The sequence below is a fragment of the Azoarcus sp. KH32C genome (assembly GCF_000349945.1).
Lineage (GTDB): Bacteria > Pseudomonadota > Gammaproteobacteria > Burkholderiales > Rhodocyclaceae > Aromatoleum.
The window spans coordinates 693477-708332 of the sequence record NC_020548.1; the positions used below are offsets into that span (position 1 = coordinate 693477).

Consider the following 14856-nt stretch of genomic DNA (forward strand, 5'->3'; position numbering starts at 1 on the left):
GTTCTCCTCTGTGTTCTTGTCAGATCGCCGCAGCACGCAGGCGCTTGGTCTCATCACTCATCACGCTGAAATCCTCGGGCGACACGGCGACGCCGTAGTCCTTGCGCGCCGCCTCGAAGGACACGAAGCCGTTGCGCACATCGGACGCGACCTGCTCGGGATCGCGGTCGAAGGCATTGCCCCAGCCGCCACCGCCCGGGTTGATCGCGGAGACGCGCTGGCCGTCCTGGATCTTCAGCACGACGTTCTTGCGCAGCGTCTCGGTGACCTTCTCGCCGACCTTCAGGTCGATGCGCGCGAGCTTGCTTTCGAGCACGTGGTTGTGCGCGCCGTTCGCGCCGAGCGATGCGTACTTGCGCCCTTCGCCGAAGCTCACGACGGTCATCTCGTGCCCGATCGGTTCGACTTCCCACTCGGTCGCGCACCCGCCGCGATACTTGCCCGCGCCGCCGCTGTCCTGCACGAGGCCGTAGCGGTGGATCACGATCGGATAGGAGTATTCGAGGATCTCGATGTCGCCCGAGGTCAGCGCGCCGAAGCAGCACTGCGGGCCGCAGGCGTGCCAGCCGTCCATGTGCGCCGTCGCCCCCGCGCCGGAGATCAGCGAGGCGAGCACCATCGTCACGTACTCCTCATTGTTGCGCGCATCGAAGCCGGCGATGTTGATGCCACTCGCGTGGCCCCACGACCCGACCGCCCGTTCCGGCGCCGCCTTCTCCAGCGCGAGGCGCACTGCGTCGGCGAGCGTTTCCATCGGCGTCGTCGTGCAGTTCACATGCGGCGCCGGTTCCACCGCGTTGCACAGCGTCCCCTTTGGGCCGAGATCAACGGTGATGCAGCGGTACAGGCCCTCGTTGTAGGGTGGATCGACCTGCGTGAACATCATCAGGCCCAGGAACACGCCCGAGATCGAGTTGCCCTCGTAGGAGTTGATGAAGTACGGGATCTGCGGCGGGCTGGAGATCGCGATCGCGCACTCGTCGCCCTTGATCGTCACCGACGCCGAGATCGTGATGTCGCCGAAGCCATGGCCCGCGTCCTCGAGCACGGCGCTCGCGGCGTAGGTGCCGTCCGGCACCGCGCGGATGATCTCGCGCATGTGGCGGTCCGCCATGTTCATCAGCTCGTCGATGCAGTCGCGCACCGTCTGCACGCCGTACTTGTCGAGCAACGCGATCAGGTTCCGCTCGCCGACCGTCACCGCGCCCAACTGCGCGCGCAGGTCCCCTTCCTGATCGCGGCGCGAGCGCACGTTGGCGAGGTAGAAATTGACCACGTCCTTGCGCTGGCGGCCCTTCTCCCAGAACTTCACCGGCGGGATGCGCAGGCCTTCCGCGTAGATCTCCTTCGCGTCCGGGTTGTACCCCGCCGGCACCGGCCCGCCGATGTCGGTCACGTGGCCCTTGCACACCGTCCAGAACACCAGCTCGCCCTGGTAGAACACCGGCTTGTACATGCAGCAGTCGAGGATGTGGCTACCCATGCTGCCCGGGTCGTTGTGATAGATCACGTCGCCTTCGTGGATGTCGTCCCCGAAGTATGCGGCGACGAATTTCATTGCCGGGATCAGGCTCCCGAGGTGAATCGGGATGTCCTGTCCCTGCAGGATCATCTCCGGCCGGTGATTGAAGATCGCGTTGCTGTAATCGTGCGCAACGTTGAACACGCTCGAACGCGCCGTCTTTTCGAGCGTCAGCGTCATCTCGCGCTGCGTGGTCTCCAGCACGCCGCGAACGACGGCCAGGGTGATCGGATCGACCTTTCTTGTCATTGCCTCTTCTCCATACCCTCTGACGGGATTGAATTGCCGTGAGTGAAGAGTAAGTCGGAGGCAAATGCGCTTACAGATACACGGGGGAGATGAACGGCGCGGGGTGTACTGCCGGTGGAGGCAGTACACCGGCCGGGCGGCAAACCGGACACTGGGGATCGGGCTTACAGCACAGGCTGAGGCTTGTACGACGGCGATTCGGCCGGGGCGCCGGTCATGTGAGGGACATATCGGTCGGCAGAGAGCTGTAGACCTGCCCGTCAGAGGCAAGACCGGTGAACGGCGGCTTCCCCATTGTTACTCCCACGGCGTTCTTCATGCCCGGCAGAAAACGATACCTCGTCTGAGTGACCTGGGTTACAGACGGCCTTAGGTCGCCCTCCCTAATATCCGCGCTGTCGTTCTCAGCTACTCATTCCATATCAATCTACCGTCAGGACTACCACCATGACTTTGATTTCGCGCTGCACTGCCGCCGGCCTGTTGGCTCTTTGCATTTCCTGCGGTGCTGCCGCCGCCGACAAGACCCTGTATGAGCGTCTGGGCGGCAAGCCGGCTTTGACCGCCGTGGTCAATGAATTGTGGGCAGTCGTATCCGCCGACAAGCGGATCAATGCCCTCTTCGCCAACACCAAGCCGGAAGTCTTCGGCGGCCAACTCGTCGACTTCCTGTGCCAGGCGAGCAGTGGCCCCTGCAAGTATCAGGGCAAGGACATGAAGAGCGCCCACGCCGGCATGAAGCTGACCGAGGCCGATTTCAACGCCCTCGCCGAAGATACCGTCAAAGCGCTCGACAAGTTCAAAGTGCCCGCCGGTGAAAAGGATGAAGTCATGGGCCTTTTGGGCAGCCTCAAGGGCGACGTCGTCGATCGCTGAGCTGCATCGCATGCGCAGTCTCGAGGGCGGCTTGGCCGCCTTCCTTCGGAGATTATGAGCGTGGTTGAACGTATCGTCGCCACGGATAGTGCCTTGGCATTTATCGAGCGACTCATGCTGAAGCACGGTCCCCTTGTGCTCTGTCAAGCCGGCGCATGCCGGGAGGACGGAGCCGCCAACTGCCTTCCTCAAGGAGAGTTCATTGCGGGCACCGCAGATCTGATACTGGGGGAAATTGGCGGTTGCCGTTTCTATATCACCGAGTCGCAGTATGAATACTGGCAATACCATCAGCTTATCGTCGATGTGATGACCCAGATTGGCGAAGGCGGATCCCTCTCGCTCGGAGACCTGGATGGTGGGCGTCTACAGACTCGCTCCCGTGTTTATTCCACCGAAGAGTGGGCGGCGTTGAGCCTCAAGCCATCGCATTGATTCATAGACGGGTCGGCAGTTCGCGCACAGGCCGGGGTGAAGCCCATGCCGACCGGCCATACTGTTGCCGGCACGCCCCCCTCGGATCCTCGAACTCCTGAGAAGCACGGTTTTTCCACTGGGAAAACGGCGATAATGGCGGCCAATTCGTTTTGAGCGCCATTTCAGGATTCCCCCATGGAAATCAAGGTCAATTTTCTCGACAAGCTTCGTCTTGAGGCCAAGTTCGATGACTTCACGGTAATCGCCGATCAGCCTATCCGCTATAAGGGCGACGGCTCGGCGCCTGGGCCGTTCGATTACTTTCTGGCTTCATCGGCCTTGTGTGCGGCCTACTTCGTGAAGCTGTACTGCGACACTCGCAATATTCCTACCGAGAACATCCGCCTGTCGCAGAACAATATTGTCGATCCCGAAAACCGCTATCAGCAGATTTTCAAGATCCAGGTCGAGTTGCCGGCGGATATTTCGGCCAAGGACCGGGAAGGCATTTTGCGCTCCATCGACCGTTGCACGGTGAAAAAGGTGGTGCAAACCGGGCCTGAGTTTGTGATTGAGGAGGTGGAAAATCTGGATGCCGATGCTCAGGCCTTACTGACGCTGAATCCGGATTCAGAAACCAGCACCTATATTGCGGGAAAGGATCTGCCGCTGGAGCAAACCATCGCCAATATGTCGGGGGTTTTGGCGGACTTGGGCATCAAGATTGAAATCGCCTCGTGGCGCAATCTTGTTCCCAATGTGTGGTCACTACATATCCGCGATGCGCACTCGCCGATGTGTTTTACCAACGGCAAGGGCGCGACCAAGGAAAGCGCCTTGGCATCAGCGTTGGGCGAATTTATCGAGCGGATGAATTGCAATCATTTCTACAACGACCAATTCTGGGGGGAAGACGTCGCCAACGCGGCGTTTGTGCATTACCCGAACGAGCGCTGGTTCAAGCCGGGTCGCAAAGATGCGCTGCCGGCTGAAATACTCGATGAATACTGTCTGCAAATTTACAACGCCGATGGCGAATTGCGCGGCTCGCACCTCTATGACACCAACTCCGGCAACGTGCAGCGCGGCATTTGTGCCCTGCCCTACGTGCGTCAGTCGGACGGCGAGGTGGTGTATTTCCCGTCCAACCTGATCGACAACCTGTTCCTCTCCAATGGCATGAGTGCCGGTAACACGCTGGCCGAAGCGCAGGTGCAATGCCTGTCGGAAATCTTCGAGCGCGCGGTCAAACGCGAAATTCTGGAAGGCGAAATCGCGCTGCCCGATGTACCGCACGAAGTGCTGGCGAAATATCCTGGCATTCTGGCCGGCATCGAAGAGTTGGAAAAGCAGGGCTTTCCGGTGCTGGTGAAGGATGCGTCGCTGGGCGGGGAGTTTCCGGTGATGTGCGTCACCTTGATGAATCCTCGTACTGGCGGGGTGTTTGCCTCGTTTGGGGCGCACCCGAGCTTAGAGGTGGCGCTGGAACGCAGTCTTACCGAGTTGCTGCAGGGGCGCAGTTTTGAAGGCCTGAACGATTTGCCTCAGCCCACCTTTGAAAGTAACGCCGTCACCGAGCCGAATAACTTCGTTGAGCACTTTATCGATTCCAGCGGCGTGGTGTCGTGGCGCTTTTTCAGCGCCAAAGCGGATTACGATTTTGTCGAGTGGGATTTTTCCGGTCACGGTGAAAACTCAAATGCCGACGAAGCCGCAACCTTGTTCGGCATTCTGGAAGACATGGGCAAGGAAGTGTACATGGCGGTGTATGATCAACTTGGCGCAACGGCCTGCCGCATCCTGGTGCCGGGGTATTCGGAAATCTATCCGCTGGAAGACTTGATCTGGGATAACACCAACAAGGCGCTGGCATTCCGTGAAGATATCCTGAACCTGCACCGCCTGGATGACGCGAGCCTGGAAGCATTGCTGGAGCGTCTGGAAGATAGCGAGCTCGATGATTACACCGACATCATCACGTTGATCGGTATCGAGTTTGACGAAAATACGGTCTGGGGTCAGCTCACGATTCTCGAGTTGAAGCTGCTGATCAATCTCGCCTTGCAGCAATTTGAAGCAGCGCACGAACTGGTGAAAACCTTCCTGCAATATAACGAGAACACGGTCGAGCGCGGATTGTTTTATCAGGCCTTGAACGTGGTGCTGGAGGTGCTGTTGGACGACGAGCTGGAACTGGAGGATTACCTGGTCAATTTCCGCCGGATGTTTGGCGACGCGCGGATGGATGCGGTGATGGGGTCAGTGGACGGCAGCGTGCGCTTCTTCGGCTTGACCCCAACGAGCATGAAACTGGAAGGGCTCGACAGGCACCAGCGCCTGATCGATAGCTACAAGAAACTGCACATGGCGCGGGCCGACGTCCGCTGCCGCTTGGCCTGACCGTCGCCCCAGACATGAGTCGATGGGGCGATACCCATACGCTCGGTCATCGCACCTGCTCGAACTGCTCGCGCAGGCTCTCCACGGTGTCGCGTTCCCCTCGCACGTGGAAGAACGCGCCCTCGTCCTCCGCCCGCTCCTCCAGCACCTCGCAGTTCGCGTAGATTTCCTTGCGCCATTGCTGTGCCGACCACGGCAGGAAAAGTTCGGCCGCGATGAGGTCCTGCTGGAAAAACGCGACGATCCTCTGGCGCAGCTTCGCGACATCCTCCGGGCGACGGGCGCTCATCACGACGCAGTCCGGGTACTGCGCCCGCAGCGCCGCTTCGCGTTCGGCTTGCGCCTCGGCATCGCCGACGTGGTCGATCTTGTTGAAGACGCGCAGGCGCGGCAGCACATCGGCGCCGATCTCTTCAAGCACGTGGTCCGTGACATGCAGTTGGCGCTCGAATCCGGGATCGCTGGCATCGATGACGTGGAGCAGCAGCGATGCATCCAGCGCTTCGTCGAGCGTCGACTTGAATGACGCGACGAGTCCGTGCGGCAGGTTCTTGATGAAGCCGACCGTGTCGCTGACGAGCACCCGCGGCACGCTCTCCGGGTAGAGGACGCGCACGGTGGTGTCGAGCGTCGCGAACAGTTTGTTGGCGACCAGCACCTCGCTGCCGGTGAGCGCCCGCATCAAGGTCGACTTGCCGGCGTTCGTGTAACCGACGAGCGCGACGCCCGCGAGGCTCTGGCGCCCTTGCCGGCGCGCGCGCTGCGTCTTGCGCTCGACCTCCATCGCATCGATGTCCTCCTGCAGTTCGGCGATGCGGTCCCGCACTTTGCGCCGATCCAGCTCGGTGTGCGACTCGCCGGCACCCCGGCCGCCGGTGCCGCTGCGCTGCCGTCCTTGCGGTCCCGCGAGTTTGGCCGCCTCGCGCAGGCGCGGTGCCATGTAGCCGAGGCGCGCGATCTCCACCTGCGCGCGTGCTGCGCGGGAGCGCGCGTTGCGATGGAAGATTTCGAGGATGACCATCGTCCGGTCCATCACCTCGCAGCCCACCGCCAGCTCGAGGTTGCGCGCCTGCGAGGGCGAGATCTCGTGGTCGACTAGGATCATGTCGATCTCGTGAGCCGTGCCGTTGGCGCCATTGACGAACTCGTGGATCTCCTGTCGCTTGCCGGTCCCGAGGTAGGCGCTCGTGTCGAAGCCGGAACGCTTCTGGATGAAGGTGTGGACGACCGTCAGCCCCAATGTCTTCGCAAGTTCGCGTAGCTCGGTCAGCGACGCCTCGAACTCGACATCGCTCACATTCGGCAGTTGTACGGCCGCGACGACCGCGTACGTGGGCTTTCCCTGGACTTCGCTTTGCATTAGGAGATTCGGTCTCGTGAGTGGGCAAAGCCAGATAGTACACGTCGAAGCGCCATGAACTCCGACATTAAGGCGCCAGTCTCAACGTTGCAAAGCCTTGTAAATGTCGGCAAGGCTTGCCGGCTTTCGCAGATAGCCGTCGAAATCAACCTTGACGCGGCGCTTGGTTACATCGTCATCGTGACCCGAGAAAGCGATCAAGCGTAGACTGGCTCCATAGGCTTGCCGCAACCGTCGCGCGACCTCGAAGCCGTCCATGGCCGGCATCGTGAGGTCCACGATGGCCGCCTCTGCCGCGAAGGACAGCCCGAGCGCCTGAGAGCCCTCGTAGGCGACCTCGACGTCATGGCCAGATTGCGTCAGCAGGGCTGCCAGGGCGTCGGCGCCGTCTACGTCGTCATCGATCACGAGAATACGCACTGTAACTCCTAAGCAGCTGATTTGGCCGGGTCCCCTGGACATGCAAAACACGTTCCCGCCAAGCTTGACGGCGGTCCACTGATTTCGCGCCCAGAAAGCGCGTGCGTTCTGACGAGGTTTGCAGCATGAGACTTGCGACCTTCATCTTGGATAACATCGAGCCCATCTTGAAGCAATGGGAGGATTTTGCGCGCTCGTTGCAACCGGGGCGACTCATGACGGTGGCTGCCCTTCGCGATGACGCAGAGGAAATGCTCCGGTTCATTGCGGCAGACATCGAGACGGTGCAATCGCAGGCCCAGCAGGAGCAAAAATCGGTCGGTCGGGGACCGCAACTTGCCGACGGGGACGACAGTGCGGCACACGACCACGGCAAAGCGCGTGCCGTTGACCACTTTACGTTTTCGGAAATGGTTTCCGAGTACCGCGCGCTGCGCGCTGCGGTCACACACATGTGGCTCGACTCGGCCGGCGTCGACTCCGAGAGCGTCAACCAGCTCGTGCGCTTCAACGAAGCGGTAGATCAGGTTCTCGCCGAATCAGTGGTCCGCTTCGCTGCGACACTGGAAAATGAGTCGGACCTGTTCACCGCGTCGATCGGTCACGATTTGCGCAACCCGCTGAACTCGATCGTATCGTCGTCGGAAATGCTGGCGCAGTCCTCTTTGTTGCCCGATGCCGAGCGCGCTGCAGCAAAACGGATTGCCAGCTCGGCACTCCGCATGGCTGGCATGCTCGCCGAGCTACAGGATTTTTCGCGCAGTCGCCTCGGCGGCTTGCTCCATCTGTCGCTTGAGCATGTCAGCGTGGCGCAGATATGCAGAGATGTCATCGCCGAAATCGCCGCCATGCATCTGCCGTGTACGTTGAGGTTCGCCGAATCGGGCGATACCGGTGCTGTCGTGGATCGTAAGCGTATCGGTCAGTTGATTTCCAACCTTGTAGGAAATGCCGTGCAGCACGGAAGTCCATTTGGCGTGATCTCCGTGAGCGTGCAGGGCGACAAGGAGCATGTGCGCGTGGAGGTCCATAACGAGGGCCCCAAGATTGATCGGGCCCGTCTCGAAGACATCTTCGAACCCTTGCACCGCGCTGCATCCGAGCCGCCACGGGCATCCGGAAGTCTGGGCCTCGGGCTTTACATTGTCCGCCGAGTAACGGTGGCACACGGCGGGACCGTGAGCGTCACGTCGACCGAAGCGGACGGGACAACTTTCGTCGTCGTGATTCCGCGGACACCGAAGAAGTGATCGTTGCCCCGGCGTACAACAATCCGGAGAATCTTCCCCGCTATTGGATAGCCGGGATTGGTCGAGATGCTTTTTCGAAGAGCGGAATCAAGTCCTTTTCCTCCATTGCCGCCCCGATGGTGCTGCCGATCATTCGGCCCTCGGCATCCAGCGCGGCGATTCCGAACGAATGCTCAAAGTCGCCGTTGGAGATCTTTCGGTACTTGAACTCGATCAACGACGACAACTCACGCAAGTCGGATTCGTTTCTTGCCGTGACAAAGCGCCACTTCGGAAATTCGAGCGAGTGTTTTGCCGCATATTCTTTCATCACTGCGGGCGTATCATGCTTCGGGTCGAAGCTGACCAGAACGAATTGAATGTCGTTCTTCATGTGCTCGGGCAGCATTCGCTCCAGCGTCTTCATGCGGGCGACGGTGGTCGGGCAGGAGAACTTGCAGGAGAGGTAGATCATCGAAATCGCCACCGGCTTGCCGGCCAGCGACGACAGTTCAACCGTCTTTCCGGTTTGATCGACCCACTTCGATTTCACCTGGTAGATCGAATCGTTCGGCAGGTCGCCGGCGAGCGCGCCAGCCAATCCGACCGACAGGTTCAACAACAGAAGAATCAGCGCCTTGATCATTCTTTCCTCGATTCCTGGACGCAGCGAAAGCCCAGGTTGCTGACCGTGTATTTGGCCTTCAGGCTGCTCCGGAAGCCGAAGCGCAAAAAGGCGGCGTAATCCGATTTGTCGGCCGCGTTGGCGGCGCCAGAGCCGCAGAACAAGGTCTTGTCGAGCGATCCGTCGGCCCGCGATTCGCCCGTCACCATCGCCGAGTTGAAGTCCTGCGTCCATTCCCAAATCAGCCCGTGCATGCTGATCACACCGGAGCTGTTCTTGAAGCCGGAGGTGACCGCGGGCAATACCTCAGGCGTGGGCTCCGAATACCAGTCCAGGATCACCTGACGAATATCGGCCCCCGGAATCGGCCGGGAGGCGACGTACTCCCATTCGTTCACCGTCGGCAATCGCTTGCCCTGGGAGGCGCAATAAGCCTTGGCGGCAAACCACGAGACATTGACCACCGGGCTATCGGGCGGAGCCTGGGTGCCCAGTTCGCTCCCCGATTGCCAGTGGTGCAGGTAATTGGCCTCCGCAAAAAGCGGACTCACGGCCGATCTTTGCCACTCGGGGTGGCGTGCCACGAAGCCGAGGAATTCGGCATTCGTGACCGGCGTGACGTCCATTGCAAAGGAATCGACGCCGACCGGTTGCTTTGCCGAACCGTACAGCGGCGTGAATACGCCGCCGTCGATCCGGACTTGATCCGCGATGGCGAAGCCGCCATGCAGGAGCAGAAGGAAGACCAATGCTTTTTTCATGTACTGACTTCCTTCGCTCGCAGATCGGCTTTCGCGGTGCCGGTTGGCTTAGTGCTCGGCGCTCGACTGTTTGACCGGCTCCGGCTTGACTGCACGGATGGCTTTGACTTCGGCTGGCGTGATGACTTTCTTGGAATTGCCCCAGGAGTCATACACGTAGGTCAAGACGTTGGCGATGTCCTCGTCGCTCAGCACTTGAGCCGGCATCACGGCGTTGAACTTGTCGCCGTTCACCACGATTTCACCCGCACGTCCGTGAACCACCGTCTGGATTGCGCGGTTCTTGTCGGCATTCAGGAAGTCCGAATTCGCAAGCGGGGGGAAGGCGCCCTTGATGCCGCCACCGTTCGCCTGGTGGCAGGCGAGGCAGTTATTGCCGAAGATCCGTTCGCCGAACTTGATGCGGTCCTTGGTGTTCTTGGCCAATACCGGCGCCGGCGCGTTGCCGTCCATCTCCTGGATGCCGGAGCCCTCGGGCTGATAAACCGCGTCGTTCTGCTTGCCGGAATAGATCACCTTGTTCTCGGGGCCGTCGACTTTCAGCATGCCGAGTGCGCCCTTGTTGAAGGCACGGGTCAGCGCATGGTCGACCAGGACGTAGGTGGCTGGCACATCGACCTTGAACTCCACCACGGTCGCACCACCCGGCGGGACGATGGTCGTTTGCACGTTTTCATTGACGAACTTGGTGCCGCCTTCCGGATAAACCTTGTCAAAGATTTCGCCGATGATGTGGAAGTTGGAGGACAGGTTCGGGCCGCCGACGCCGAAATACATGCGCACGGTTTCGCCGACCTTGGCCTTCAGCGCGTTGTCGCCGGCAATGGAGCCCACCGAGCCATTGAAGACGACATAGGACGGACGCTCGTCGACCGCCTTTTCCATGTCGAACGGCTGAAGCCCGGGTTCGCCGGCGCGGCCCTTCGTATAGAAGTCGCCCTGCATGACATAGAGTTCCTTGTCGACCTTGGACATGCCTTCCTTCGGCTCGACCAGAATCAACCCGTACATGCCGTTGGCGATATGCATGGCGACCGGGGCCGTCGCGCAGTGATAGACGTAGAGGCCCGGATTCAGGGCCTTGAACGAGAATACCGAGGAGTGGCCAGGCGCGGTAAATGATGCGCCGGCACCACCGCCTTGGCCGGTGACGGCGTGCAGGTCGATGTTGTGGGGAACCTTCGATGACGGATGGTTGTTCAGGTGAAACTCGACTTCATCGCCCTCGCGCACCCGGATGAATTTCCCGGGGACTTTCCCGCCGTAAGTCCAGAAGACGTATTCGACGCCGTCCGCCAGGCGCATCTTGGTTTCTTTGACCTCGAGATTCACGATCACCTTGGTCGCATGCTTGCGGGTGATCTGTGGCGGCACCTGTGGGGCATCGGTGAGGATGGCCTCTTCCTGTCCCGTTACTTCTTCAGCAGCGTAGACCTGAGGTCCTGCCGCCAATAGCAGCGACATACCGAGCAAACTGAGCAGCTTCATCGTCGTCCTTTTCAGTGTGTTGTGAACTGACGCGAATTTGGACGTACTCGGAAATTTGGAAAATGATTTCAATCAAATTCGAAAAAAAGTATCGCTCGCAGAAGGGTGTTTCACTTGGCATAGCGCGGCAAGGTCATGGCGGATGATGCAAGTCGGCGGAGCAAAAGAACTTTTCTACAAATCTTTATTTGCAACATAGTGCAGCTCGGTGGCAACTCCCATGTCGCCGGAAATCCGAATCGACTTAAGAAAATCTTCGACGCAGGAATGCTTTTGTGGAAATGTTTCTCGCCATCTGAACCGAACGAGCGAGCGGCTGAAGACGAGGAACAGCGGCGTGGAGGAATGCGGCTCTCAATGCGTGGCGTTCCAGCGGCAGTGTCGATAGGACACCTTCATTCCCTTACGCGCCCGCAACGTGCTTTGAAGGGATAAAAAAAGCCGCCCGAGGCCATTGGTGGCCCCGGGCCGGCGAAGCTCCGGCAACGATTGGGAGGAAGGGGGTTACGACTGTTGGCCGGAGCGGGAGAGCTGGATTCAGGCGCCGGTATAGGCCGTCTTCACGATCGTGAAGAAGTCCTCGGCGTAGCGGCCCTGCTCTCGCGGGCCGAAGCTCGACGCCTTGCGGCCGCCGAAGGGCACGTGATAATCGACGCCCGCGGTCGGCACATTCACCATCACCATGCCGGCCTCGACATTGCGCTTGAAGTGCGACGCATGCTTCAGCGAGCTCGTGCAGATGCCCGCGGACAGGCCGTATTCGGTGTCGTTCGCGAGGGCGAGCGCGTGCTCGTAGTTGTCCGCAGGGATGGCGCAGGCGACCGGCCCGAAAATTTCCTCGCGGGCGATGCGCATCGCGGGATCGGTATCGACGAAGAAGGCGGGCGACAGGTAATGCCCGGTCTTCTCGCGCGACAGGCGCTCGCCGCCGAAGACGAGACGCGCCCCCTCGGCGCGGCCAATGCCGATGTAGTCGAGGTCCTGAGCGAGCTGGGACCCGTCGACGACCGGCCCGATGTCCGTACCCGGCTTCAGCGCGTCATCGACCTTGAGCGCGGCGAGCCCCTCGCTCACCGCCTTCACAAAGGCGGGATAGATGCCCTTTTCGACGATGAAGCGGCTGCTCGCGGTGCAGCGCTGACCCGTCGAGTCGTATCCGCCCTGGATCGCGCAGAACACGGCCTGCGCGAGATCGGCATCGTCGAGCACGACAAGCGGGTTCTTGCCGCCCATCTCCAGTTGCATCCGCGCGAAGCGCCGCGAGGTCGCCTCCATCACGCGACGGCCGGTCACGGTCGAGCCGGTGAAGGTGATGCCGTCGACGTCCGGGCTGTCGAGCAGCGCCTGCCCGACCTGGCTGCCCGGCCCCGTGACGAGGTTGAACACACCGACAGGGAGTCCCGCGCGGCTGATGATCTCGGCGAGCGCCCAGGCCGAGCCGGGCACCAGGTCAGCCGGCTTGAACACGACGCAGTTGCCGTGAGCGAGCGCCGGCGCGATCTTCCATGCCGGGATCGCGATCGGGAAGTTCCACGGCGTGATGATGCCGACAACGCCGAGCGCCTCACGCGTGATCTCGACGTCCAGCCCCGGTCGCACGGACGGCAGCCGCTCGCCGCCGCAGCGCAGCGCCTCGCCGGCGAAGAACTTGAAGATCTGCCCCGCGCGCGCCGCTTCGCCGATCCCTTCGGGCAGCGTCTTGCCCTCTTCGCGCGACAGCAGCGCGCCCAGCTCGTCCTTGCGGGCGAGGATCTCGCTGCCGATGCGGTCGAGCGCATCGGCACGCACCTGTGGTGTCGAACGCGACCACGCCGGGAAGGCCGCGCGTGCGGCGGCGATCGCCTCCTCGGCGAGATTGCGGTCGGCTTGCGCGTAATGGCCGACGATGTCGCTCGTGTCCGACGGATTGATGTTGGCGCGCACGCTCACGCCGTCGCGCCACGCCCCTGCGATGAAAAGCTGCGTCATGATCCGTCCTCAGGTCCGGCAGCGCTGCACAAGCAGGCCACCGTCGCGCGCGTCGGCTTCCTGTGTCGTAGCGGGGATCGACGGCACGATTGCTCGGGCGTGGATGCCGACCGGCACGTCGCCGATCGCCGCCACGGCACCCTGGGTCAGTGCGCCGAGTCCCGCGACAGCTTGGCGGGCAGGACGCGTGCCGACGGAATTGATTCGCTTGTCCATGCTCGCCCCCTCAGCCCTTGCCCATCAGATCGCGCAGCACCGCTTCGATGATCGCGACGCCTTCGCGCAGCACACTGTCGGGAATCGTCAGCGGCACCATCACGCGGATCACGTTGCCGTAGCTGCCGCAGGTGAGCAGCATCAGGCCGCGATTGAAAGCTTCCGCCTTCAGCTTGTTCGCGAGATCCGCCGCGGGCGCGCCGGTCGCGGGATCGACGAGTTCGATCGCCGTCATCGCACCCAGCCCGCGCACATCCCCGATGCACTTCAACGAGCCCGCCATGTCGCGGAAGGACGCCCGCAGCGTCTCGCCGATCGCGATGCTGCGCTGGCACAGCCCTTCCTTCTCGATCACGTCGAGCACGGCCAGCGCCGAGGCGCAGGCGAGCGGATGGCCGGCGTAGGTGCTGCCGAGCCCGCCCGGCGGGATCGCGTCCATCACGTCCGCGCGGCCGACGACCGCCGAGATCGGCATGCCGCCGCCCAGGCCCTTCGCGAGCGTCGTCAGATCCGGCGCAACGCCGAAGTGCTCCATCGCGAAGAGCTTGCCGGTACGCCCGATGCCGGTCTGGATCTCGTCCGCGACGAGCAGGATGCCGTGCGTGTCGCACAGCGCGCGCAGTCGCTGGAAGAACTCCGCGGTGGCCGGCACGTAGCCGCCCTCGCCTTGCACCGGCTCGACGAAGATCGCGCCGATGCGCTGTGGATCGACGTCGTTCTTGAAGAGCTTCTCGATACCGTCGATCGCGTCGCCCACACTCACGCCGTGGTAGGCCGACGGATAGGGCGCGTGGTAGACGTCCGCCGGCAACGGGCCGAAGCCGGTCTTGTAGGGCACGACCTTGCCGGTCATCGCCAATGCGAACATCGTGCGGCCGTGGAAGGCGCCGTTGAAGGCGATGATGCCGGCACGCCCGGTGTAGGCGCGGACGATCTTGACCGCGTTCTCGATCGCCTCGGCACCGGTCGTCATGAACATCGCCTTCTTCGGCGCGCTACCGGGGGCGAGTTGCGCGAGGCGCTCGGCGAGCGCGACATAGGATTCGTAAGCCGCAACCTGGAAGCAGGTGTGCGAGAACTTCGCCAGTTGTTGCGAGACTGCGGCCACGATCTCCGGATGGTTGTGGCCGGTATTGACGACCGCGATGCCGGCGCAGAAATCGATGTAGCGCTTGCCCTCGACGTCCCACAGCTCGGCGTTCTCGGCGTGGTCGGTGAACACCGGGTGGGCGTTACCGATGCCGCGCGGCACGACGGCGGCGCGGCGGTTCATCAGGGAGGCATTCGTTTCGGCAGAGTGGGTCATGTCGTCGGTCCTTCAGGTG

At 61.7% G+C, this 14856-nt stretch carries 13 protein-coding genes; 4 read left to right on the forward strand and 9 right to left on the reverse strand.

The window, feature by feature from the left end; translation table 11 throughout:
* Positions 1-19: 19 nt before the first annotated feature.
* On the reverse strand, positions 20-1771 hold the full coding sequence (locus AZKH_RS25890; RefSeq protein ID WP_015452275.1) for a hydantoinase B/oxoprolinase family protein: 1752 nt from the start codon (positions 1769-1771) through the stop codon (positions 20-22).
* Positions 1772-2218: 447 nt separating this feature from the next.
* Between AZKH_RS25890 and AZKH_RS25895 the strand changes: the two genes are divergently transcribed.
* The 3 genes from AZKH_RS25895 to AZKH_RS25905 all read left to right on the forward strand — a co-directional run bounded on the left by AZKH_RS25895 (position 2219) and on the right by AZKH_RS25905 (position 5464).
* Positions 2219-2647 (forward strand): group 1 truncated hemoglobin, encoded by a 429-nt coding sequence (locus tag AZKH_RS25895; RefSeq protein WP_015452276.1) that lies wholly within the window; start codon positions 2219-2221, stop codon positions 2645-2647.
* A gap of 54 nt (positions 2648-2701) precedes the next feature.
* Complete coding sequence (locus AZKH_RS25900) at positions 2702-3082, forward strand: DUF779 domain-containing protein (protein WP_015452277.1); 381 nt, start codon at positions 2702-2704, stop codon at positions 3080-3082.
* A 177-nt stretch (positions 3083-3259) separates the two neighbouring features.
* Complete coding sequence (locus AZKH_RS25905; RefSeq protein WP_015452278.1) at positions 3260-5464, forward strand: OsmC domain/YcaO domain-containing protein; 2205 nt, start codon at positions 3260-3262, stop codon at positions 5462-5464.
* A gap of 46 nt (positions 5465-5510) precedes the next feature.
* Here AZKH_RS25905 and hflX read toward each other — a convergent pair whose 3' ends face one another.
* Both hflX and AZKH_RS25915 read right to left on the reverse strand, forming a co-directional pair.
* Positions 5511-6824: a GTPase HflX gene (gene hflX / locus AZKH_RS25910; protein ID WP_015452279.1), complete on the reverse strand. Its 1314-nt coding sequence runs from the start codon at positions 6822-6824 to the stop codon at positions 5511-5513.
* Between the two features lie 81 nt (positions 6825-6905).
* On the reverse strand, positions 6906-7244 hold the full coding sequence (locus AZKH_RS25915; RefSeq protein ID WP_015452280.1) for a response regulator: 339 nt from the start codon (positions 7242-7244) through the stop codon (positions 6906-6908).
* A gap of 125 nt (positions 7245-7369) precedes the next feature.
* Here AZKH_RS25915 and AZKH_RS25920 point away from each other — a divergent pair, with 125 nt between their 5' ends.
* Complete coding sequence (locus tag AZKH_RS25920; RefSeq protein WP_015452281.1) at positions 7370-8494, forward strand: sensor histidine kinase; 1125 nt, start codon at positions 7370-7372, stop codon at positions 8492-8494.
* 40 nt (positions 8495-8534) lie between these two features.
* Here the strand turns inward: AZKH_RS25920 and AZKH_RS25925 are convergent, their stop codons facing one another.
* From AZKH_RS25925 to gabT, 6 genes are all read right to left on the reverse strand, one after another.
* Positions 8535-9119, reverse strand: a complete 585-nt coding sequence (locus AZKH_RS25925) for an SCO family protein (RefSeq protein ID WP_015452282.1) — start codon at positions 9117-9119, stop codon at positions 8535-8537.
* The gene (locus AZKH_RS25930; protein ID WP_231874605.1) at positions 9116-9847 is read right to left on the reverse strand and encodes a formylglycine-generating enzyme family protein; all 732 of its coding nucleotides are present in this window, start codon (positions 9845-9847) and stop codon (positions 9116-9118) included. The genes AZKH_RS25925 and AZKH_RS25930 overlap by 4 nt, the downstream gene beginning before the upstream one ends.
* A 60-nt stretch (positions 9848-9907) precedes the next feature.
* Positions 9908-11347 (reverse strand): copper-containing nitrite reductase, encoded by a 1440-nt coding sequence (gene nirK, locus AZKH_RS25935; RefSeq protein WP_015452284.1) that lies wholly within the window; start codon positions 11345-11347, stop codon positions 9908-9910.
* A 537-nt stretch (positions 11348-11884) separates the two neighbouring features.
* Positions 11885-13315, reverse strand: coding sequence for an aldehyde dehydrogenase family protein (locus AZKH_RS25940; RefSeq protein ID WP_015452285.1), 1431 nt, complete (start codon positions 13313-13315; stop codon positions 11885-11887).
* A gap of 9 nt (positions 13316-13324) precedes the next feature.
* Positions 13325-13531, reverse strand: a complete 207-nt coding sequence (locus AZKH_RS25945; RefSeq protein WP_015452286.1) for a hypothetical protein — start codon at positions 13529-13531, stop codon at positions 13325-13327.
* 10 nt (positions 13532-13541) lie between these two features.
* The gene (gene gabT, locus AZKH_RS25950; RefSeq protein WP_015452287.1) at positions 13542-14837 is read right to left on the reverse strand and encodes a 4-aminobutyrate--2-oxoglutarate transaminase; all 1296 of its coding nucleotides are present in this window, start codon (positions 14835-14837) and stop codon (positions 13542-13544) included.
* Positions 14838-14856: the final 19 nt, after the last annotated feature.

What these genes read in the sequence shown, in the direction of transcription:
- AZKH_RS25890 (WP_015452275.1), bottom strand. Translation starts at nt 1,771, where the DNA reads ATGACAAGAAAGGTCGATCCGATCACCCTGGCCGTCGTTCGCGGCGTG.
- AZKH_RS25895 (WP_015452276.1), top strand. Translation starts at nt 2,219, where the DNA reads ATGACTTTGATTTCGCGCTGCACTGCCGCCGGCCTGTTGGCTCTTTGC.
- AZKH_RS25900 (WP_015452277.1), top strand. Translation starts at nt 2,702, where the DNA reads ATGAGCGTGGTTGAACGTATCGTCGCCACGGATAGTGCCTTGGCATTT.
- AZKH_RS25905 (WP_015452278.1), top strand. Translation starts at nt 3,260, where the DNA reads ATGGAAATCAAGGTCAATTTTCTCGACAAGCTTCGTCTTGAGGCCAAG.
- hflX (WP_015452279.1), bottom strand. Translation starts at nt 6,824, where the DNA reads ATGCAAAGCGAAGTCCAGGGAAAGCCCACGTACGCGGTCGTCGCGGCC.
- AZKH_RS25920 (WP_015452281.1), top strand. Translation starts at nt 7,370, where the DNA reads ATGAGACTTGCGACCTTCATCTTGGATAACATCGAGCCCATCTTGAAG.
- AZKH_RS25925 (WP_015452282.1), bottom strand. Translation starts at nt 9,119, where the DNA reads ATGATCAAGGCGCTGATTCTTCTGTTGTTGAACCTGTCGGTCGGATTG.
- nirK (WP_015452284.1), bottom strand. Translation starts at nt 11,347, where the DNA reads ATGAAGCTGCTCAGTTTGCTCGGTATGTCGCTGCTATTGGCGGCAGGA.
- AZKH_RS25940 (WP_015452285.1), bottom strand. Translation starts at nt 13,315, where the DNA reads ATGACGCAGCTTTTCATCGCAGGGGCGTGGCGCGACGGCGTGAGCGTG.
- AZKH_RS25945 (WP_015452286.1), bottom strand. Translation starts at nt 13,531, where the DNA reads ATGGACAAGCGAATCAATTCCGTCGGCACGCGTCCTGCCCGCCAAGCT.
- gabT (WP_015452287.1), bottom strand. Translation starts at nt 14,837, where the DNA reads ATGACCCACTCTGCCGAAACGAATGCCTCCCTGATGAACCGCCGCGCC.